Origin of the sequence: Amycolatopsis sp. NPDC051106 (assembly GCF_040682775.1) — a bacterium.
Classification (GTDB): domain Bacteria; phylum Actinomycetota; class Actinomycetes; order Mycobacteriales; family Pseudonocardiaceae; genus Amycolatopsis.
The window spans coordinates 11803-31481 of sequence record NZ_JBFBBQ010000103.1 but is presented as its reverse complement, the minus strand read 5'-3'; the positions used below and the strand labels follow the sequence as shown (position 1 = coordinate 31481).

Sequence of the window (19679 nt, the reverse complement as noted above, 5' to 3'; positions counted from 1 at the left end):
CGCGCCCCAATGTGGCCTTCGGTGCGTTGAACGCACCCAAGGCGGCCTTCGGTGCGTTGAACGCACCCAAGGCCACATTGGGGCGCTTTCAGCCCACGCGGATGCGGGGATCCAGGATGCCGTACATCAGGTCGGCCACCAGGTTCGCGAGCACGACGCTCGCCGCGATCACCACCAGCCAGCCCATCAGCACCTGGGGATCATTCTTGTTGACCGCCTCCACCAGCAGCGTGCCCATGCCGTGCCAGTTGAAGACCGTCTCCGTGATGATCGCGCCCGTCACCGTGGCGCCGAAGTTGACCGAAAACAGCGTCATCACCGGGATCAGCGCGTTGCGGAACGCGTGCCGCCAGATCACGCGGCCGTTCGAGACGCCCTTGGCGCGCGCCGTGCGGACGTAGTCGGCGCCCAGGACCTCCAGCATCGACGCCCGCTGGAACCGGCTGTAGGCGGCGAACGTGATGGCCATGATGGACAGGGTCGGCAGCAGGAACGCGCCGACGTACTTCGCGAGCGCGTCGCCGACGCCGGTCGCCGAGAGGCTCTCCGGGCTCGTCGTGCGCAGCCACGGGTCGCCCAGGATGTCGGCCAGACCCAGCTGCCGCACCCAGCCGTTGAGGCGGATCGCGTAGCCCTTGAGGACGATGGCGATGCAGAAGATCGGCATCGAGAACATCAGGAACGCCAGCGTCGTCGCGAGGTAGTCCCAGATCGAGTACTGCTTGACCGCGGCGAGGACCCCGACCAGCACGCCGAAGACCAGGGCCAGGATCGACGCCGCCAGCACGAGCTCGAGCGTCACCTTGAAGGCCGACAGCACCTTCGGCGCCACCGGCTGGAGCGCGTTGCCCTGGGCGATGGAGGTGCCCCAGTCGCCGGTCAGGAAGTGGCCGAGCCAGGTGAAGTACCGCGCGACGACGCTCTGGTCCAGGCCCAGCTTGTGTTCGAGGTCGGCGATGGACTGGAGATCGATCCCGGGTTTGTTCCGGATCTCACCGAGCGGGTCGCCCGTGTTGGCCACCATGACGAAGCAGAGGAACGTGCCGAGCAGCAGGACCGGGACGGAGATGGCCAGCCGGCGGAGCACGTAGAGCACGAGATTCATCCGAAACCCCCAGGTCCGGCGATCCCCCGCGCAAACGGACGCGGGGGCGACCGGAACCGGTCACCCCCGCGTCGGCGTTCAGGCCTTCATTCTCCGCTGTCGCGGGTCGAAGGCGTCGCGAAGACCGTCACCGATGAAGTTGATCGTCAGTGAAATCAGCACGAGCACGATGAACGGCCCGAAGAACAGCGCCGGCCGCGTCTGCAGCTGGGCGTAGTTCTCCAGGATGACGCGGCCGAGCGAGGTGTCCGGCAGCTGGACACCGAGGCCGATGAACGACAGCGCGGCTTCCGCCAGCACGGCCTGCGCGACCGCGAGGGTCGCGTTGACCGTGATGCTGCCGACCATGTTCGGCACCAGGTGCTTGAAGATGATCCGGAACGTGCCGGCACCCGAAGCGCGAGCCGCGTCGACGAACTCTCGCTGGGACAGCGACATCGCTTCGGCACGGGTGATCCGGGCGATCTGCATCCAGCCGAACGCCGCCAGCACCAGCGCGACGATGTACCAGGAGCCGCTCCCGAACACCTTCGCCAGGATCGCCGCCGCGGCGATCTGCGGGATGATCAGGAACAGGTCCGTCACCCGCGAGACCGCCGAGTCGGTGAACCGGCGCAGGTAGCCGGCCAGCGCGCCGAGCACCACGCCGACCACGGTCGACAGGATCGACACCGTGAGCGCGATGAGCAGCGAGAACTGGGTGCCGCGCAGGATCTGCGACACCATGTCCTTGCCGACCTGCGTGGTGCCGAGCGGGAAGTCGCCGTTCGGCTTGGCGAAGGACGGGAAGGAGCTGTCCTCGTAGCTGTGCTTCCAGAAGATCGGCAGGATGATGCTGATCAGGATGATCAGCACCAGCACCGCGGTCGACGCCATCGCCAGCTTGTGGTGCAGGAACTTCCGGAGCACCAGCTTGCCCTGGCTCCGGGGTTCCGGCAGCGCTTCCGGCGGGAGGGTGCCGTCCTTGGTCGCGGTTTCGCTCGCGAGAAGGGAGTTCAAGTCAGCCAACGCGAATCCTCGGGTCCAGGATGCCGTACACCAGGTCGGCGATCAGGTTGGCGACGATCACGCTGGTGGCGATGACCACGAGCCAGCCCATCATCACCTGGGTGTCGTTCTTGTTGACGGCTTCCACCAGCAACGTGCCCATACCGTGCCAGTTGAACACCGTTTCGGTGATGATCGCGCCGGCGAGGACCGATCCGAAGTTCACCGAGAACAGCGTGGTCACGGGGATCAGGGCGTTGCGGAACGCGTGCCGGAAGATGACCCGGCCGTTCGCGAGGCCCTTGGCCCGGGCGGTGCGCACGTAGTCGGAGTTCATCACTTCGAGCATCGAGGCCCGCTGGAACCGGCTGTACGCGGCGAAGCTGATCGCCATGATCGACAGCGTCGGCAGCAGGTAGGCACCGATCGTGCTCGTTATGAAGTCCCCGACGCCGTCCGTTTTCAGCTGTTCCGGGCTGGTCGTGCGTAGCCATGGATTGCCGAGGACGTCCTGCAGGCCGAGGTCCCGGACCCAGCCGTTGATCTCGATCGCGTAGTTCTTCAGCACGATCGCGATGCAGAAGATCGGCATCGAGAACAGCAGGAAGGCCAGCGTCGTGGCGAGGTAGTCGACGATCGAGTACTGCTTCACCGCGGCGAGCACGCCGACGATGATGCCGATGATCAGCGCGAGGATCTCGGCCCCGACGACCAGCTTGAACGTGACGCCGAACGCCGCCAGGACCTTCGGCGCGACCGGCTGCAGCGCGTTGCCCTGCGCGATGGACGTGCCCCAGTCACCCGACAGGAAGTCCCCGAGCCAGCTGAAGTAGCGCGGCACGATGCCCTGGTCCAGCCCGAGCTTGTGGGAGAGCGCGTCGATCGCGTCCTTGCTCAGCTGCGGGTTGTTGCGGAGCTCGCCCAGCGGGTCACCGGTGGCGGCGACCATCACGAACGACAAAAAGGTCCCGACCAGCAGGACGGGAATCGATATCGCCAGACGGCGAAGGATGTAGATCACCAGGTTCAACGAACTGCTCCTCATCCGGGCCTGGTCTTCAGAAGTGCGCTGGACCGCTACCCGGTTGTCTACCGTAGTGGGGGTAACCCTACGGTCAACAGCTACTTCCGGTGGGTACCGGGGCCCGGCTCGTGGCCGGGCCCCGGTACCTCCCAGGTCATCTGGAACGAGGGGAAAGAAGCTGCGGGGCTAGGCCCTGCTTACTTCTTTTCCCACTCGCCGGCGTTCCACAGGACACCGTTGTAGGACTGCATGTACACGCGGTCGATGCCCTTGAACGCCCACATGCTCGGCGTCTGGAACAGCGGCATGGTCGCGTACTTGTCCGCGATCGCCTTGTCGGCGGCCTGGTAGCTCTGCGTCTTGACGGACTCGTCGGTCGCCTTCACCGCGGCGTTGAACGACTCGTCGATCTTCGGGTCGCAGAGGTTCTGGTAGTTCTGGTCGCCACCCTTGTCCGGGCAGACGTAGATCGACCGCGACTGCGACTTGAACGGCGCCGACGACCAGCCGAACAGCGCGATGTCGTAGTCACCGGTCGAGACGCGGCCACCCTTGAGGAAGTTGGCGTCGGTCTCGTCCTTGACCTCGATACCGGCCGCCTTGGCCTGCGAGATGATGATCTCGACGGTCTGGCTGCGGCGGGCGTTCTGGTTGTGCGTGATCTTGAACGAAGCCCGCTGGCCGCCCTTGGCGAAGATGCCGTCGGCACCCTTGGCCCAGCCCGCGTCGGTCAGCGTCTTCGCCGCCGCCTCGGCACCCAGGCCGGCCTTGCTGCCGTAGAGGTCGGTGTAGCCCTCTTCACCCTGGAAGAACACGATCGAGTTCAGCGGGGCCGCGTCGGCCTGGACTTCCTTGAGCAGCTTGTCGGTGATCGCCTTGCGGTCGACGACCTCGAAGAACGCCTTGCGGAGCGCGTCGTCCTTGAACATGCGGTTGAACTGCAGGTCGAGGTGCTCGTAGGTCAGCTGTGCGGCCGAACCGTAGGTCACGCCCTGCGCCGCGAGGCCCTTCATCGTGGTGGCCGCGGTGGCGTCCGGCTGGGTCGACGCCGCGACGTCGATCTCACCGTTCTGCAGCGCGGTCGCCATGGCCTTGGTGTCTTCCATGGCGCGGACCACGATCTTGGCCGGGCCGCCCTTGCCGCCCGCCCAGTTCGGGTTCTTCACGAGCGTGACGGACTTCTGGTTGGCGTCGAACGAGTCGATCATGTACGGGCCGGAGGCCGGCATGAGGGCCTTGTCGAAGCCCTTCCACTTGTTCGTCCAGAAGTCGCCGGCCTTGGACAGCAGGGCCGGGTCGCCGGTCGGCGCCAGCTTGGTGATGTCCGGGATGCCGGTCTGCTTCTCGAGGATGTGCGCCGGCAGGATCGAGACGCCGCTGAACAGGCCCTTGTAGTCGAGGTACGGCTCGCTGTAGTCCGTCTCGAAGGTCAGGTTGTCCTTGCAGGTGGCGGTCTTGATCTTGTCGTAACCGGTGGTCGAAGCGGCGTTGAACGGGTTCTTGCCGTCGGTGCCCTTCGCCTGGCCGCTCTGCGACAGCCAGTTCAGGTACAGGTCCTTGCAGTCGAACGCCTCGTTGTCCGACCACTTGAGGTTGGGCCGGATCTTGTAGGTGACGACCTGCGGGTCCTTGGAGGTCACGTCGACCGAGTCGAACATGTCCTTGTTGAGCAGCACCTTGTTGTTGCCGTCGAGGACGAACGAGTCTTCGAGGACAGTGGTCAAGATGTAGGTGTTGTACGAGCTGTTGGTGTCCGGGGTGTTGTTGTTGTACCCGGAGTACCCGTCGTCGATCCCGACCGTGACCGTGCCGTCCCAGCCCTTGACGTCCGCGAGCTTGAACGAGTCACCCTGCTCGGCCTTGCCGACCGCCATCGACTTGACGTCGGACGACGACCCGTTCTGGTCGGTGCTGCCCGAGCCCGAGTCGCCACCGCTGCAGGCACTCAGCAGCAGCGAGGCGCCTGCGACGAGCGACAAGGCGGAGACTGCTTTGGTTCTCCTCATGAAGTGTGCCCTCCTAGCACTGAGCCCTTGAATTGTGACAAGGACCCACACCGCTCCGGTTTGGTGCCGGAGCCTACGACACGCCAAGCGACACTCAACTGGCGCACTGCGGGTGCACGCTAGAAAGGAAAAGCACCGACAGTCACCAGTTCAGGGTCGATCGTGACCAAAGGGTGACTTCCAGCCGACATCCAGAAATACGACGGTTACCTCACGGATTCATCCGGTCCCACTCGAAGGCGTGCGTCAAGATCACCCGGTAGTACTGAATGCGTAGCCGAGCGATTACTTCGGGCCGCGAGTCCAGTTCACCGCCGACCCGAACGGGCCCACCATCGGTGGACCAGGGGTTACGCCCGAGATGCCCGAACCGATCGCCAGGGTGTCAGCCAATTGGAACAGCGGCAGCACCACGTTCTGGCGCCAAAGTTCAGGCTCAAGAGTGGTCAGTGCTTCGGCGATCGGGGTCGACCCGGACAGCACCGCGTCGATCGACGGCTGCAGCGCCGGGTCGCAGAAACCCGCCGAATTGCCCGGAACGACGGGTTTCGCCGGGTCCGCCCCCGACGCCGTCTGCTCGGGACGGCAGCCGAAGGTCGACGCGAGCACCGAAGCCGTGTCGCCGCCGACCGCCTGCGGCACGACCGCGATGTCGATGCCGACGCTGCCCGCCGAGTCGCCGGTCGGCTGCTGGACCCCGGCGGCGACCGGCATCGCGAGCAGGCCGCTGAACAGGTCGCGCGGCTGCGGCGTGATCGCGTTGACCTCGACGCCCTGCGCGACGAGCTGGCTGGTGAGCTCCTTGGCGATCGTCGCGTACGGCTCCTGGGTGCCCGGCGAAGCGATGACCAGCGAGAGCGCCTTGCCGTTCTTGCGCCAGGTGCCCGCGGTCTTGGCGTAGCCGGCCGCCTTCAGGGACTCCTCGGCCTTCGCGACGTCGGGCGCCGTGGGCGGGCCGGGCGGGATGGTCGCGGTGTAGCCCTTCACCGACGGGGCCGTCACCTGCGCGTCGGCGTGCAGCTGCGACGACGGGCCGCCGTTGACGCCTTCGGTGATCAGCTTGCCCCGGTCGATCAGCGCGGCGATCCCGGCACGGACCTGCGTGTCGTGCAGCGTCGCGCTGACCGGGCGCAGCAGCACGTCGGCGACCAGCGGCCGGGCCACGGTGTGCAGCTGCACCGCCGGGCCGAGGTCGCCGAGCCGCTTGAGCTCGTCGCCGGTCGTCCGGGCCAGCGCGAACTGGTCGTTGCCGCTCTGCAGCGCGGCCAGCAGCGTGTTCTGGTCCGAGCGGCGCAGCACGATCCGGTCGATCGCCGCGGGCTTTTCCCAGTAGCGCTCGTTGCGCTCGAGGATCACCTCGCCGCGGGCGATGTCGAGGCTCTTGATCGAGAACGGGCCGGCGATGGCCGGGAAGTTCGAGGCCAGGGCCCCGCGCCAGCCGTCGGGCGCGTCCTTGAGCAGGTGGGCGGGCAGCAGGTCGGAGAACAGCGTCTGCCAGCCGGGGTACGGCTTGGCGAAGGTGACCTCGACGCGCTTGCCGCCTTCGCGGGACTGCAGGTCGGTGATCTGCCGGTAGCCCGCCGGCCCGATCACGCCGGGCTGGTCGCGCATCTGGGTGCGCAGGTAGTCGAAGTCCTCGGCGGCGATGGGGGCGCCGTCGGACCAGGACGCGTCCGGGCGGATCTCGTAGGCGACCACGAACGGCTGCTGGGAGACCACCTCGGCGGACTTCATCAGGTTCTTGTCGAGCTGGGTGCTGCCGTCGTCCTTCTGCCGGAACACCGAGGGCAGCAGCAGCTGCGACAGCGCGGACGTGACCTGCGAGGAGTCGGCCAGGTTGTGCGGGTTGTACCCGCCGAGCACGTCGTCGACCCCGACGACGATCTGCGACGGCGTCTTCCCGGTGGTCGAGGCGGGCGGGACCGACGAGGACACCACCGGCGGTGGCGGGGTGTTCGAGCAGGCGGAGACCAGCACGGCCGCGAGCGCCAGCACCGGCACCGCCTTGCGATTCACCCGCACGCCCCGTTCCTCCCAGAATCTCCCCGATCGGGTCAGCCATGCTCCCACGACCGGGTCCGCGGCCGGAACCGGGATTCCCGTACCCGGATCGGGCGGGCCCGGCGCCCCACGGTGCCGCTATGGAAAAGGACGCGCGGAACACCGTCCGGGTTCCCGGACCGTTCCGGAACGGCGGAACGAACACGCGCGGGACACGGGACGGGATCGCCCCGGTGGTGAACACCAGGCGTCGAATCCCCGAATGCCCCTATAAAGATATAAGGAGAAGAACCTTCGAATTCGTGACTTCGCGTCGGTCGATTATCCACCGAGGGTGACCGGCACGCAATGCAAAAACCTCCCGGCGTGGTACGCCGGGAGGTTTTACGCGATTTTCTGCCGATTCAGCCGTTGTCGCGGCTCTTCGCGCGCGAACGCTCCTTCGCGCGGGTGTTGATGTCGAGGGTGACCTTGCGGACCCGGACGACCTCCGGCGCGACCTCGACGCACTCGTCGACCGAGCAGAACTCCAGCGCCTCTTCCAGGCCCATCTTGCGCGGCCGGGCCAGCGTCTCCATCACGTCGGCGGAGGACTGACGCATGTTGGTCAGCTTCTTCTCCTTGGTGATGTTGATGTCGAGGTCCTCGAAGCGCGGGTTCTCGCCCACGACCATGCCCTCGTACACGTCGGCGCCCGGCTCGACGAAGAACGAGCCGCGGTCGGCCAGCTGGATCATCGCGTACGCGGTGACCGGGCCGGTGCGGTCGGCGACCAGCGAGCCGCTGTGCCGGGTGCGGATCTCGCCCGCCCACGGGAAGTAGCCCTCGAACACGTGGTTCGCGATGCCGGTGCCGCGGGTCTCGGTGAGGAAGTCGGTGCGGAAGCTGATCAGGCCGCGCGACGGGAGCACGTACTCCAGCTTGATCCGGCCGGTGCCGTTGCCGCTCATGTCCTCCATGCGGCCCTTGCGCGCGGCCAGGAGCTGGGTGATCGCGCCGAGGTGCTCCTCCGGCGAGTCGATGTAGAGGCGCTCGAACGGCTCGTGCAGCTTGCCGTCGATCGTGCGCAGCACCACCTGCGGCTTGCCGACGGTCAGCTCGAAGCCCTCGCGGCGCATCTGCTCGACCAGGATGGCCAGCGCCAGCTCGCCACGGCCCTGGACCTCCCAGGTGTCGGGGCGCTCGGTCGGCAGGACGCGGATCGAGACGTTGCCGATCAGCTCCTGGTCGAGGCGGGCCTTGACCAGCCGCGCGGTGACCTTGTCGCCGCCGTTGCGCCCGGCCAGCGGCGAGGTGTTGACGCCGATGGTCATCGAGATCGCGGGCTCGTCGACGGTGATCCGGGGCAGCGCCACCGGGTTGTCCGAGTCGGCGAGGGTGTCGCCGATGGTGATCTCGGGGATGCCGGCGATGGCGACGAGCTCGCCGGCGCTGGCCTCGGTCGCCGGGACGCGCGTGAGCGCCTCGGTGACCAGCAGCTCGGAGATGCGGACGTTCTGCACGGTGCCGTCTTCGCGCATCCAGGCCACGGTCTGGCCCTTGCGGAGCTTGCCGGCGTGGATGCGGATCAGCGCGATGCGGCCGAGGAAGTTCGACGCGTCGAGGTTGGTGACCAGCGCCTGCAGCGGCGCGTCGAGGTCGGCCGCGGGCGGCGGCACGTGCCGGAGCAGGGTGTCGAACAGCGGGTCGAGGTTCTCGCTCTCGGGGATCTCCCCGTCGGCGGGCTGCTCCAGGCTCGCCTTGCCGGCGCGCGCGGACGCGTAGACGACCGGGAGGTCGAGGATCGCGTCGTGGTCGGCGTCTTCGATGTCGCTGGCCAGCTCGAGCAGCAGGTCGTGGGTCTCCTCGACGACCTCGGCGATCCGGGCGTCGGGGCGGTCGGTCTTGTTGACCAGCAGGATCACCGGCAGGCCGGCTTCGAGGGTCTTGCGCAGCACGAAGCGGGTCTGCGGGAGCGGGCCCTCGCTGGCGTCGACCAGCAGGACGACGCCGTCGACCATGGCCAGGCCGCGCTCGACCTCGCCGCCGAAGTCGGCGTGGCCGGGGGTGTCGATGACGTTGATGGTCACCGAGCCCTCGGGCGTCTGGCGGTGGATCGAAGTGTTCTTCGCCAGGATCGTGATGCCCTTTTCGCGCTCGAGCTCGCCCGAGTCCATCACCCGGTCGACGAGCTCGGCCCGCTCGGCGAAGGCGCCGGACTGGCGCAGCATCGCGTCGACGAGGGTCGTCTTGCCGTGGTCGACGTGGGCGACGATCGCGACGTTGCGCAGGTCGGGCCGGGTCTTACCGGTCGGCCGGCCGGTTTCGACGGTAGCGCTGGCTGCGGGCACGCGAGAACTCCTGAACTTCAAGGGTTGGATGGCCCGCGCAAGCCGTCAGGCATCCCGTGACCGGCTCTGGTCACACGCGGACCTCACCCAGGATACCTGCCACCCCATTGTGAGCGGCCCCACGCCCCCACGTCGGTTAGGCTGACCTAACGTGGGAACCCGGTGGAGGTCGCCGATCCGGAAGGTGCGTGCGCGTGGGCAAGAAGCCGAAAGACCCGCGGAAAGTCGTGCGCAAGCTGATGAAGGCCGGCAAGGTCAAGAAGAAGTGCTGCCGGTCGAAGCCGCGGTGCAAGAAGTGCCCGGTGCTGGCGCTCAAGAAGGCGAAGCTGGACCTCGCTGCCTAGCTGTCCGAAACCTCAGCGCGTCACCGCTTCGTTGAGCAGGCGCAGCTCCGGAGCGGTCTTGGTCGGCGAGAACTCGATCACCTCGTACCGCGCGAGGTGCCGCACGCAGAACGGGTCGGACGCCAGGATGGCGTCGAGCTTCCCGCGGTTCAGCGGGCGCGTGATGATGACGCCGCCGATGCGGGGGTTCCGCCGCCCGGACGCCAGGAAGTGGCCGTGCTCGTACTGCTTGTTCAGCCACTCGGCGTGGTCCGGGAGCGCCAGGTCGATGTCCTCGATGGGAGCCGTGTAGTTCAGCAGGACGACATACATGGTTAAGACGGTAAACCCGCTCGAGGACTTCGGCTATGCTCGATCCATGCACGCGCAGACCTGCAGCTGGTGGCCGCCCTCGGCGGCCGTCTAGTCCTGCGCTGATCACCAGCGGCCGCCCCGGACGGGCGGCCTTTTTCATGCCTTTTCCGGGGTGGTCCCCCTCGGAAAGGAAGACCATGAGCAAGCTGTCGGGCATCACGCCCTCCGGTCACGTCCACCTCGGCAACTACCTCGGTGCCGTGCGGCGCTGGGCTCGTGAGGGCAGCGCGGACGACCTGTACTTCGTCGCCGACCTGCACGGCATGACGACCCCGCACAACCCGGCGAAACTCCGATCCCTGGCGAGGGAGCAGCTCGCCGTGCTGATCGCCGCCGGGATCGACCCGGAGCGGGTGTTCGTCCAGTCCGATCTGGCCCGCGAGCTGGGCGCGCTGACCTGGGTCCTGGAGTGCACCTGCAACTACGGCGAGGCCGCGCGGATGATCCAGTTCAAGGAGAAGTCCAAGGGGCAGGCCGGGGTGCGGCTGTCGCTGCTGACCTACCCGGCGCTGATGGCCGCGGACATCCTGCTGCAGGGCGCGGACGAGGTGCCGGTCGGCGAGGACCAGCGCCAGCACGTCGAGCTGACGCGGACGCTGGCCAAGCGGTTCAACGGCACCTACGGCGACGTGTTCACCGTCCCCCGGGCGGTGCTCCCGCCGGCGGGGGCGCGCGTCAAGGACCTCGCCGACCCGGCGCGCAAGATGTCGAAGTCGGCGCGTGACGCGGTGGGCGTGGTGTTCGCGCTCGACGAGCCCGACCAGATCCGCCGCAAGATCCGCCGCGCCGTCACCGACGGCGGCACGGTGCCGGTGCACGCCCCGGACACCCGCCCGGGGATGGCGAACCTGCTGGAGATCCTGGCCGCGTGCCGGGGTGGCGCGCCGGCCGATCTGGCGGAGGAGTTCTCGTCGTACGGAGCGGTGAAGGACACCGTCGCCGACGCCGTGATCGAGGAGCTGCGCCCCCTGCGTGAACGAGCGTTGACGCTGCTCGACGACGTCGCGGAGCTGGACCGGGTCCGCAAGGCGGGTGCGGAGCGGGCCCGGGAGCGCGGCTCGCACCGGCTCGACGCGGCGTTGCGGATGATCGGCGCCTGTTGAAGGGCCGTGAATGTCGCATCGAGGGACGTGAAGTCCCTCAATGCGACATTCACGGCTTCGGGTCGAGCAGCGCGCGCAGGGCGGGAAGCAGGATGCGGTCGGCGGGCAGCCAGTCGACGTCGTCGAGGTCGTCGGGCCCGAGCCACCTGACGGCGGTGTGCTCGACGGCCCGCGGTTCTTCACCGGGCGAGACGAGCTTCGCGGCGTAGATGCGGAGGACCTTCTCGCCGGGCAGCGGGACGTCCTCCCCCACGCGCGCCCCGACCTCGATGACGACGTCGAGCTCTTCGCTGCACTCGCGGGCCAGCGCGAAGGCCTCGGACTCGCCTTCCTCGACCCGGCCACCGGGCAGTTCCCACTGCCCCGTGTGCTTCGGCGGCCAGGCCCGCTGCTGGGCGAGCAGCTTGCCGTCCCGCACCAGGGCGGCACCCACGATCACACCGTTCACAGCCCCGGAATCTACCCGGAAGCTCCGGGTCTCCCGCGGCCCCGCCGTGTCGACCCTTCAATCACGCGTGTCGACCCTCCGGACACGCGAGCCGACCCTCCAAGCACGCGAACCGACCCTCCAAGCACGCCAGCCGACCCGTCGGTCACGTCTCTCCGCCCGCGGCCGTGCGCCAGACGACCACGAACCGCGCTCCGCCGTCCGGGGACTCGCCCACCTGCACGCGCCCTCCCCGCCGTCGCACCGTCTCGGCCACCATCGCCAGCCCCAGGCCCGTCCCGCCGGACGACCGCGCCCGGTCGTCCGCGATGCGGTAGAACCGGTCGAACACCTTCTCGCGGTGCTCCGGCGCGATGCCCGGGCCGTCGTCGTCGACCACCACCCGCACCGACGACCGCGAAGCCAGCACCGACACCACGATCTCGCCGCGCGCGTAACGGCACGCATTGCGCAGCAGGTTGTCCAGCACCAGCTCCACCTCGGCGTGCGCGGACGACGCCCACGCCTGCGCGACCGCGTTGCTCACCCGCGTCTGAGGTGCCCCCGCCGGGAGCCGGGCGACCGCCGCGCGGACCTCGCTCACCAGCTCCACCGGGGACGCCGGCGGCACCTCCCCCGCGTCCGATCGGGCCAGCGACAACAGCCCGTCCAGCAGCGACGAAAGCCGCTCGGCCTCCGTCAGGATGTCCGACAGCGTCTCCTGGGACAGCTCCGGATCCGGGTTCGTCACCGCCACCTCGGCCTGCACCCGGATGGACGCGACCGGCGACCGCAGCTCGTGCGCCGCGTCGCCGGTGAAGCGCCGGAGCCGGTCGCTGGCCTGCTCCTGCCGCTCCAGCAGCGCGTTGAACTCCTCCGCCAGCGCACGCAGCTCGTCGTGGGAGTCCGGCAGCGCCAGCCGCGCCCCCGGCGGCAGCGCGCGCACCGAACCCCGCATGCGCGCCACCGGCCGCAGCGACAGCCGCACCACCAGCCACGTCGCGAGCCCCGCCACCAGCGCCCCGACCGACGCGACGACCACCAGCCAGACGCCGCCGTAGTGCACCGCGGCGGAGAACCCGGCCAGGCCCGCGCCGGCCACGACCAGCCGTTGCGACCCGTCGGGCGCGCTGACGACCGTGCCCAGGTACCGCGCGCCGTCGCGCTGGACCGGCTGCCCGGCCTTGAGCGTCGAGACGTCCGCCGGCGAGAGCCCCGCCGGGGTCCCGCCGTCGACCGGCGCGCCCGCGGTGTCGAGCACCCGCAGCGTCACCGGCGCCGCGCCGGATAGGGGCCGCCCGGCGCCCACCTCGGCGCCCGCCGGGCCGAGGGCGCCGGAAAGCTCGCGGTCGACCGAGCCGATGAGCAGCGGTGACAGCTTCGCCGCCGCCAGTGTGGCCAGCCCCAGCAGGCAGGCCAGGGTGATCGTCGCGGCCAGCACGGTGATCCGGACCTGCAGGGACCGGCCCCGCCACCACGGGATCACGGGGTGATGACCTCGTCGAGCTGCGCGTCGGAGGCCAGGTAGCCGTGCCCGCGCACGGTCCGCAGCAACGCGCCGGCGCCGACCGCGTCGAGCTTGCGCCGCACGTACCCGACGTAGACCTCGACGAGGTTGCGCGTCACGGCCTGCTCCTCACCCCAGACCGCGCGCAGCAGCTCGTCCTTCGTGACGACCGTGCCGGCCCGGCCGACCAGCACCTCGAGCAGCGCGAACTCCCGCGGGCTGAGCCCGACCTCCTCGCCGTTCCAGCGCACCTGCCGCAGCCCGCGGTCGACCTCCAGCGCGCCGAGCCGCAGCGTCCCCCGGCCGGCCTCCGGCCCGGCGCGGCGCAGCGTCGCCCGGACCTGCGCGACCAGCACGACGAAGGAGAACGGCTTGACGAGGTAGCCGTCGGCGCCGAGGTCGAGGCCGTCGGCCTGGTCGATCTCGCCGTCCTTGGCCGAGACGAGCAGCACCGGCGTCATGACGCCGTCCTTGCGCAGCCGCTCCAGCACGCGGTAGCCGGACAGGCCCGGCAGCATGATGTCGAGCAGGATGACGTCGAAGGATCCCGTGCTCGCCAGCTGCAGCCCGGTGGGGCCGTCCGCGGCGGTGACCACGTCCATGTCCTCCGCGCGCAGCCCGCGTTGCAGCGCCTTGCGCACGCCCGGTTCGTCGTCGACCACCAGCACCCGAGGTTTCACGAGGTTCATCATGGCCGGTTTCCGCAGGTCGCGTGTCAGCTCTCAGCACGATCTCAGCCGGGGAGGGAGAACCTTCAGGGGTATCTCAGCCTCGAGAGGGAAGCGTCGTGGCCAGGGAGCCGGGCACACTCGAGCCCGGGACACCACAGGGAGAGACGCATGAAACCGAAGACGAAGGGAATCACCGCCGCGGTCGTCGGCACGGCGCTCGGTGCGGGCGGGCTCGCGTTCATCGCGATGCCGGCCAGCGCCGACGACAAGCCGGCGCTGCCGCAGGTGAGTGCCGAAGACCTGGTGCAGTCGGTCATGAAGGCGAAGCCGGGGGCGTTCGACGGCACGGTCAAGGTCAGCAACGACCTGGGGCTGCCGTCGGTGGGGAACGCGCTGCCGGGGGCGTCGGCGCTGAACATCGACTCGGCGCACATCTTCAGCGACGGCGCCGGCAAGAGCCGCCTGGCCGCCACGCAGGGCGCCAGCCAGGAGACCGTGGTCCACAACGGCACGACCGTCTGGGACTACAGCTCCAAGACGAACACCGCGACGAAGGTGACCATCCCGGCCGACGTGGCCAGGCAGAAGGGCGCGGGCAGCGAGAAGACGCCCGACCCGGTCACCGCGAGCACCGAGCTGCTGGCGAAGGTCCGCGAGAGCAGCACGGTGTCGGTCGACGGCACCGCGACCGTCGCCGACCGCCCGGCCTACGAGCTGGTGCTGACGCCGAAGCCGAGCGAGCGGACGCTGCTGCGCGAGATCCGCGTCGCGGTCGACTCGCAGACGCGGATGCCGCTGCGGGTGTCGGTGCTGAGCAACGGCACGTCGACGCCGGCGCTCGAGGTCGCGTTCAGCGAGATCCACTTCACCCAGCAGCCGGCCGACCTCTTCACCTTCACGCCGCCGAAGGGCGCCAAGGTGGAGGAGAAGACGCCGACCGTGGACGACAAGGACAAGGCCCTCGCCGAGCAGGCGAAGGACGACGTCAAGGTCGTCGGCGACGGCTGGGACACCGTCGTCACGGGCAAGGTGCCGGCCGACGCGCTGAACGCGGCGCCGAAGGCCTCCGGTGAGCGCAAGGGCAACGCCGACCCGAAGGCGCTGCTCGAGCGGTTCGCCAAGAAGGTCAACGGCACGTGGGGCAGCGGCTACCTCGTCACCACGAAGGTGGGCACCGCGGTGCTGACCGACGACGGCCGCTTCGCCGCCGGTGCGGTGCCGGAGCAGGTCCTGTACGAAGCGCTGGGCCAGAAGTGACCAGCACGACTGTCGAGTCCGGGGCGGACGTCTCTTCGGAGACGTCCGCCCCGGCGGTTCCCCTGGCCGCGCGCACGCGGGGGCTGCGCAAGGTCTACGGCAGCACCGTCGCGGTGGACCACGTCGACCTCGACATCCCGGAGGGCGCGGTCGTCGGGATGCTCGGGCCGAACGGCTCGGGCAAGACGACCACGATCCGGATGCTGCTCGGCCTGGTCCGGCCGACCGAGGGCGAGGTCGAGCTGCTCGGCCGCAAGATGCCCGACGCCGCCGCGCACGCGTTGCCGGACGTCGGCGCGCTGGTCGAGGGGCCGGGCTTCCACCCGTTCCTCTCCGGACGCGACAACCTGCTGCGCTTCGCCGCGGCCGAGCCGCGGCTGACGTCGTCGGGGATCCCCTCGGCGGTGGACTCCGCGCTCGAACGCGTCGGGCTGACCGTCGCGGCGCGCCGGCGCTACAAGGGGTACTCGCTCGGCATGAAGCAGCGGCTCGGGCTCGCTTCGGCGTTGCTCGTGCCGCGGAAGATGGTCGTGCTCGACGAGCCGACCAACGGTCTCGATCCTGCGGGTACCAGGGAGATCCGCAGGATCGTGGCCGAGCTGCACGCCGCCGGGGTCACCGTGCTCGTGTCGTCGCACCTGCTGGCCGAGGTGGAGGCGACGTGCACGCACGTCGCCGTGCTGCAGGCCGGCAACGTCGTCGCCCAGGGCGAGCTGACCGAGCTGCTGGAGTCGGGGAACGCGGCGCTGCTGGTCCGCACGCCGGACGCGGAACAGGCGTTGGAGGTCTTGCGGGAGAACCGGATCGGCGCCCGGCTCACGCCGGACGGCGTCCGGGCCGACCTCACGGCGACGGAAGCACCGCGCGTGCTGCAGGTCCTGGTGGGCGCGGGGGTCGCGGTCCACGAGGCGACGCGGGCCCGCACGGGCTTGGAAGACCTGTTCGCCCGGCTGACGGAATCCACTGGGGAGGGATCGGAATGACGGCCGTCCTCGATGCACCGGCGGCCCGCACGGGCCACGACACGGTGCCGCTGACCCGTTTGCTGGCCGCGGAGCTGCGCTGGATCTTCCGGCGGCCGCGGACGTTGGCCGTGCTCGGGCTCCTGGCGCTGATCCCGGTGATCATCGGCATCGGCCTGACGCTGGTCGACGACAACCCGTCCGGTGGCGGCGGCCCGGACGACGGCGGCGGTGCGCTGCTGGCGTCCGCGGTCAACAACGCGTTCGTGCTCCCGATCGCGGCGGTCGTGATGTCGCTGGCGCTGCTGCTCCCGCTGGCTTCGGCGATGGCCGGGGCGGACGCGATCGCGGGCGAGACGGCCCACGGCACGTTGCGCGGCTGGCTGATCGCGCCGGTCGGCCGGGGCCGGTTGCTGGCGGTCAAGGCGTTCGGCGTCGCGACGGTGTCGGTGGTCTCGGTGCTGGCGATGTGCGTCACCGGCGTGGTGACCGGGCTGATCATCAACGGGACGGACTCGCTGTTCACGCTGTCCGGCACGACGCTGTCCCTGGGCGGCGCGCTCGCCCGCATCCTGCTGATGGCGGGCTGGGTGGTGCTCCAGCTGTGGGCGGTCGGCGCGGTGGCGCTGGCGATCTCCAGCTGGACCGAGCACCCGATGCTGGTGGTGGCGTCGGTCCTGGCGGCCGACATCGTGTTCACGATCCTCGGGTTCCTGACGTCGCTGGACTGGCTGCACCCGTTCCTGCTGACGAAGGACTGGTCGATGGCGCCGGCGGAGGTTCTGCAAGACCCGATGGGCACCCAGATGCTGGGCGAAGGCGCTTTGCGCGCGGCTTGCTACATCGTGATCGGGCTGTCGCTGGCCTACGCCCGCCTCTCGACCCGCGACGGCTGAGGTTTGTCAAGTTCGCCATCCACAGGTGCCGAGTTGTCCACAGATCTGCGAGTGGCCGGTGTTCCCCAGGCTGGGCCGATAGACTTGGCCTGGGGACGCCCCCCGGGATGGGTGGGGGCTGCTTTCCGGGCGGCTAGCCCACCAAGGCCACACCGTCCGGGTCGAGCTCCAGCTTTACCGCGTCCCCGGCCCGCAGGTCCGATGCCGCCGGGGCTACCGCGTCCACAGTGGACTCCGCCAGCCGCACCACCAGCCGCACGTGCTCGCGCCGGTGTACCGCGGCCACCACTTCTCCGTCCACTCCGGAAGCAGCGACCCGCAGCGCGTGCGGCCGCAACCCCAGCCGCACCGGGCCGTCGGCGACGTCCGGCAGCGCGACGTCACCCAGCGCCGTGTGCGCCAGCCCGCCCGTCACCACGCCGTCCGCGAACGTCGTCACGCCGAGGAACCGGGCCACGTCGTCGTCCGCCGGGTTGCGCCACACGCGCCGGACCGCGCCCTCTTGGCGAACCTCGCCCGCGTCGAGGACCGCGACGCGATCAGCCAGCGTGAACGCCTCCTCCTGGTCGTGCGTCACCAGCAGCGCCGTGATCTTGCTGCGCCGCAACAGGTCCGCCAGGTCGATCGCCAGCTGCTCGCGCAACCCCGCGTCCAAACCGGACAGTGGCTCGTCGAGCAGCAGCAGCCGCGGCTTCGGTGCCAGCGCGCGAGCCAAGGCCACGCGCTGGGCCTGACCGCCCGAAAGCTCCGTCACCCGCCGCCGTTCGAAGCCGGCCAGGCCCACCAAGTCCAGCAGCTCGGCGACGCGCGGGCCCCACGAAGACCGTGGCACGCCGTGCATCCGCAGGCCGAACGCGATGTTGGCGGCGACGTCGCGGTGACCGAACAGCTGGCCGTCCTGGAACACCAGCCCGAACCCGCGCCGGTGCACCGGCACCGCGCCGAGGTCGTCGCCGTCCCAGCTCACCGACCCGCGCGCCGACGGCTCCAGGCCGGTGATCGCGCGCAGCAGCGTCGACTTCCCCGACCCCGACGGGCCGAGCAGCGCCAGCACCTCGCCGTCGGCGATGTCCAGCCGGACGTCGCGGACCGCCGCGAACGATCCGTAGTGGACGGTCAGGTCCCGCACCGACAGCGCCATCAGAACTCTCCCACCCGGCCGCGCGCGGCCCCGAGCCGGTCGATCAGCGCGACCGCCAGCACCGTCACGAGCATCAGCAGCGCGCACGCGGCGTACGCCATCTGGTTGTTCAGCTCACCCGGACGTCCCATCAGCGACGCGATCGCGACCGGCAGCGTCGGCGCGGTCGGCCGCGCGAGGAAGCTCGTCGCGCCGAACTCGCCGAGCGCCACGACGAACCCGAACCCGGCCGCCGCGACCAGCGGGCGCAGGGCCAGCGGCAGGTCGATCTCCCGCCACACCCGCAGCGGGCTCGCGCCCAGCGTCGACGCGGCCTGCCGCAAGCGGACGTCGACCGAGCGCAGCACCGGCAGCACCATCCGCACGATCAGCGGGATGATCACCAGCGCCTGGGCCAGCGGCACCAGGTACGGCGACGTCCGGAGGTCGCCGGGCAGCGCGTCGAGCGTCACCAGGTAGCCGAACCCGACGGTCACCGCGGACACCCCGAGCGGCAGCATCAGCACGGCGTCCATCGTCTCGCCGAGCCCCCGCGCGGACCTCGCGGGCGAGCGCCGCAGCGCCACCAGCACGACGGACGCGAGCACGCCGACGGCCAGCGCGAGCAGCGTCGCGTCGACGGCCACCTTCAGCGAGTTCACCGCGGCGTCCCAGCCGGACACCTGCAGCGCGCCTTTCTCACCGGTGCTCGTGAGGGCCTGGTACCCGGCGAGGCTCCAGCCGTCCGAAGTGGACACCGATTCGACGAGGAGGGCGACAATCGGCGTGAGCAGGAGGGCCAGCACCACGCCCGCGGCGCCGACGACCGTCCATTCACCGCCACGCGGGCGGCGGGTTTTCGCGGCTCCGATCCGGGCGCCGTCCTTCCGCCGCCGGGCCAGTCCGCCAAGCACCAGCGCGGCGACCACGGCCGTGAACTGGATCAGGGAAAGCGCCGCCGCGCCCGAGAGGTCCAGCAGGTCGACGGTCCGCAGGTAGATCTCGGTTTCCAGCGTCCGGTACTTCGCGCCGCCGAGGATGAGGACGACGCCGAAACTGGTGGCGCAGAACAGGAACACCACCGCCGCGGCGGACGCGATCGCGGGCGCCAGCGCGGGCAGCGTCACCGAGCGGAACGCCCGCCACGGCGACGCACCCAGCGCGCGGGCGGCGTCGGTCGTGCGCGAATCCAGCCGCGCCCAGAGCCCGGCGACGGTCCGCGCGACGACGGCGACGTTGAAGAACGCGTTGGCCAGGACGATCGGCAGCACGCCACCGTCCGGCCACAGCGCCCGGAACGCCAGGCCGACGACGACGGTCGGCAGCACGAACGGCACCAGCACCAGCGTCCGCGCGAGGCCGACGCCGGGCAGCTTCACCCGGCCCAACAGGAACGCCACCGGCAGCCCGGCGAGCACGGCCACCAGCGTCGACGCGGCCGCGCTCGCCACCGTGAAACCGGCCAGCTGCCAGGTCCGCGCGTCGCCGAGGACGACGTCGAGCCCACCGGCGGCGAACCCGCGGCCGATGATCGCCAGCACCGGCCAGGCGAAGAACACCACCAGGAACCCGATCGGGGCCAGCC

At 70.0% G+C, this 19679-nt stretch carries 17 protein-coding genes; 5 read left to right on the top strand and 12 right to left on the bottom strand.

The window, feature by feature from the left end:
* Positions 1–88: 88 nt before the first annotated feature.
* From AB0M83_RS41940 to typA, 6 genes are all read right to left on the bottom strand, one after another.
* Positions 89–1105 (bottom strand): ABC transporter permease, encoded by a 1017-nt coding sequence (locus tag AB0M83_RS41940; protein ID WP_364526344.1) that lies wholly within the window; start codon positions 1103–1105, stop codon positions 89–91.
* A 78-nt stretch (positions 1106–1183) separates the two neighbouring features.
* Entirely contained in the window at positions 1184–2104 is a 921-nt protein-coding gene (locus AB0M83_RS41935; RefSeq protein ID WP_364526348.1) for an ABC transporter permease, read from the bottom strand.
* A 1-nt stretch (position 2105) separates the two neighbouring features.
* The gene (locus AB0M83_RS41930; protein WP_364526343.1) at positions 2106–3122 is read right to left on the bottom strand and encodes an ABC transporter permease; all 1017 of its coding nucleotides are present in this window, start codon (positions 3120–3122) and stop codon (positions 2106–2108) included.
* A 191-nt stretch (positions 3123–3313) separates the two neighbouring features.
* A complete protein-coding gene (locus AB0M83_RS41925) occupies positions 3314–5122 on the bottom strand; it encodes an ABC transporter family substrate-binding protein (RefSeq protein WP_364526341.1) in 1809 nt (602 codons plus the stop codon).
* Between the two features lie 285 nt (positions 5123–5407).
* Positions 5408–7144 (bottom strand): ABC transporter family substrate-binding protein, encoded by a 1737-nt coding sequence (locus AB0M83_RS41920; RefSeq protein ID WP_364526339.1) that lies wholly within the window; start codon positions 7142–7144, stop codon positions 5408–5410.
* Between the two features lie 383 nt (positions 7145–7527).
* Positions 7528–9453 (bottom strand): translational GTPase TypA, encoded by a 1926-nt coding sequence (gene typA, locus AB0M83_RS41915; RefSeq protein ID WP_364526337.1) that lies wholly within the window; start codon positions 9451–9453, stop codon positions 7528–7530.
* A 194-nt stretch (positions 9454–9647) separates the two neighbouring features.
* Between typA and AB0M83_RS41910 the strand changes: the two genes are divergently transcribed.
* Positions 9648–9797 carry a hypothetical protein gene (locus AB0M83_RS41910; RefSeq protein ID WP_167455137.1) on the top strand — a complete coding sequence of 50 codons (150 nt, stop codon included), beginning with the start codon at positions 9648–9650 and terminating at the stop codon, positions 9795–9797.
* A 12-nt stretch (positions 9798–9809) separates the two neighbouring features.
* Here the strand turns inward: AB0M83_RS41910 and AB0M83_RS41905 are convergent, their stop codons facing one another.
* Positions 9810–10109 carry a YciI family protein gene (locus AB0M83_RS41905; protein ID WP_364526335.1) on the bottom strand — a complete coding sequence of 100 codons (300 nt, stop codon included), beginning with the start codon at positions 10107–10109 and terminating at the stop codon, positions 9810–9812.
* A gap of 179 nt (positions 10110–10288) precedes the next feature.
* Here AB0M83_RS41905 and trpS point away from each other — a divergent pair, with 179 nt between their 5' ends.
* Positions 10289–11254 (top strand): tryptophan--tRNA ligase, encoded by a 966-nt coding sequence (gene trpS, locus AB0M83_RS41900; RefSeq protein ID WP_364526333.1) that lies wholly within the window; start codon positions 10289–10291, stop codon positions 11252–11254.
* Between the two features lie 49 nt (positions 11255–11303).
* On the opposite strand, the gene AB0M83_RS41895 is transcribed toward trpS, so the two are convergent.
* From AB0M83_RS41895 to AB0M83_RS41885, 3 genes are all read right to left on the bottom strand, one after another.
* Positions 11304–11702, bottom strand: coding sequence for an NUDIX domain-containing protein (locus tag AB0M83_RS41895; protein ID WP_364526331.1), 399 nt, complete (start codon positions 11700–11702; stop codon positions 11304–11306).
* Between the two features lie 145 nt (positions 11703–11847).
* Positions 11848–13167, bottom strand: a complete 1320-nt coding sequence (locus AB0M83_RS41890) for an ATP-binding protein (RefSeq protein WP_364526329.1) — start codon at positions 13165–13167, stop codon at positions 11848–11850.
* Positions 13164–13880, bottom strand: coding sequence for a response regulator transcription factor (locus AB0M83_RS41885; RefSeq protein WP_364526327.1), 717 nt, complete (start codon positions 13878–13880; stop codon positions 13164–13166). The genes AB0M83_RS41890 and AB0M83_RS41885 overlap by 4 nt, the downstream gene beginning before the upstream one ends.
* Before the next feature lie 147 nt (positions 13881–14027).
* On the opposite strand from AB0M83_RS41885, the gene AB0M83_RS41880 reads away from it, so the two are divergent.
* Genes AB0M83_RS41880 through AB0M83_RS41870 form a run of 3 tightly spaced genes read left to right on the top strand, consistent with a single transcriptional unit; the run spans position 14028 to position 16974 of the window.
* On the top strand, positions 14028–15116 hold the full coding sequence (locus tag AB0M83_RS41880; RefSeq protein ID WP_364526325.1) for an outer membrane lipoprotein carrier protein LolA: 1089 nt from the start codon (positions 14028–14030) through the stop codon (positions 15114–15116).
* On the top strand, positions 15113–16099 hold the full coding sequence (locus tag AB0M83_RS41875; RefSeq protein WP_364526323.1) for an ABC transporter ATP-binding protein: 987 nt from the start codon (positions 15113–15115) through the stop codon (positions 16097–16099). Before AB0M83_RS41880 ends, AB0M83_RS41875 begins: the two co-directional genes overlap by 4 nt.
* Complete coding sequence (locus AB0M83_RS41870) at positions 16096–16974, top strand: ABC transporter permease subunit (protein WP_364526321.1); 879 nt, start codon at positions 16096–16098, stop codon at positions 16972–16974. Before AB0M83_RS41875 ends, AB0M83_RS41870 begins: the two co-directional genes overlap by 4 nt.
* A gap of 133 nt (positions 16975–17107) precedes the next feature.
* On the opposite strand, the gene AB0M83_RS41865 is transcribed toward AB0M83_RS41870, so the two are convergent.
* Both AB0M83_RS41865 and AB0M83_RS41860 read right to left on the bottom strand, forming a co-directional pair.
* Positions 17108–18115 carry an ABC transporter ATP-binding protein gene (locus AB0M83_RS41865; RefSeq protein WP_364526319.1) on the bottom strand — a complete coding sequence of 336 codons (1008 nt, stop codon included), beginning with the start codon at positions 18113–18115 and terminating at the stop codon, positions 17108–17110.
* Positions 18115–19677, bottom strand: coding sequence for an iron ABC transporter permease (locus AB0M83_RS41860; RefSeq protein WP_364526346.1), 1563 nt, complete (start codon positions 19675–19677; stop codon positions 18115–18117). The genes AB0M83_RS41865 and AB0M83_RS41860 overlap by 1 nt, the downstream gene beginning before the upstream one ends.
* Between the last annotated feature and the right edge of the window lie 2 nt (positions 19678–19679).

Excerpts from the sequence above, each read along its gene's own strand:
- AB0M83_RS41940 (WP_364526344.1), bottom strand. The coding sequence starts at position 1,105 with ATGAATCTCGTGCTCTACGTGCTCCGCCGGCTGGCCATCTCCGTCCCG.
- AB0M83_RS41925 (WP_364526341.1), bottom strand. The coding sequence starts at position 5,122 with ATGAGGAGAACCAAAGCAGTCTCCGCCTTGTCGCTCGTCGCAGGCGCC.
- AB0M83_RS41905 (WP_364526335.1), bottom strand. The coding sequence starts at position 10,109 with ATGTATGTCGTCCTGCTGAACTACACGGCTCCCATCGAGGACATCGAC.
- trpS (WP_364526333.1), top strand. The coding sequence starts at position 10,289 with ATGAGCAAGCTGTCGGGCATCACGCCCTCCGGTCACGTCCACCTCGGC.
- AB0M83_RS41885 (WP_364526327.1), bottom strand. The coding sequence starts at position 13,880 with ATGATGAACCTCGTGAAACCTCGGGTGCTGGTGGTCGACGACGAACCG.
- AB0M83_RS41880 (WP_364526325.1), top strand. The coding sequence starts at position 14,028 with ATGAAACCGAAGACGAAGGGAATCACCGCCGCGGTCGTCGGCACGGCG.
- AB0M83_RS41870 (WP_364526321.1), top strand. The coding sequence starts at position 16,096 with ATGACGGCCGTCCTCGATGCACCGGCGGCCCGCACGGGCCACGACACG.
- AB0M83_RS41865 (WP_364526319.1), bottom strand. The coding sequence starts at position 18,115 with ATGGCGCTGTCGGTGCGGGACCTGACCGTCCACTACGGATCGTTCGCG.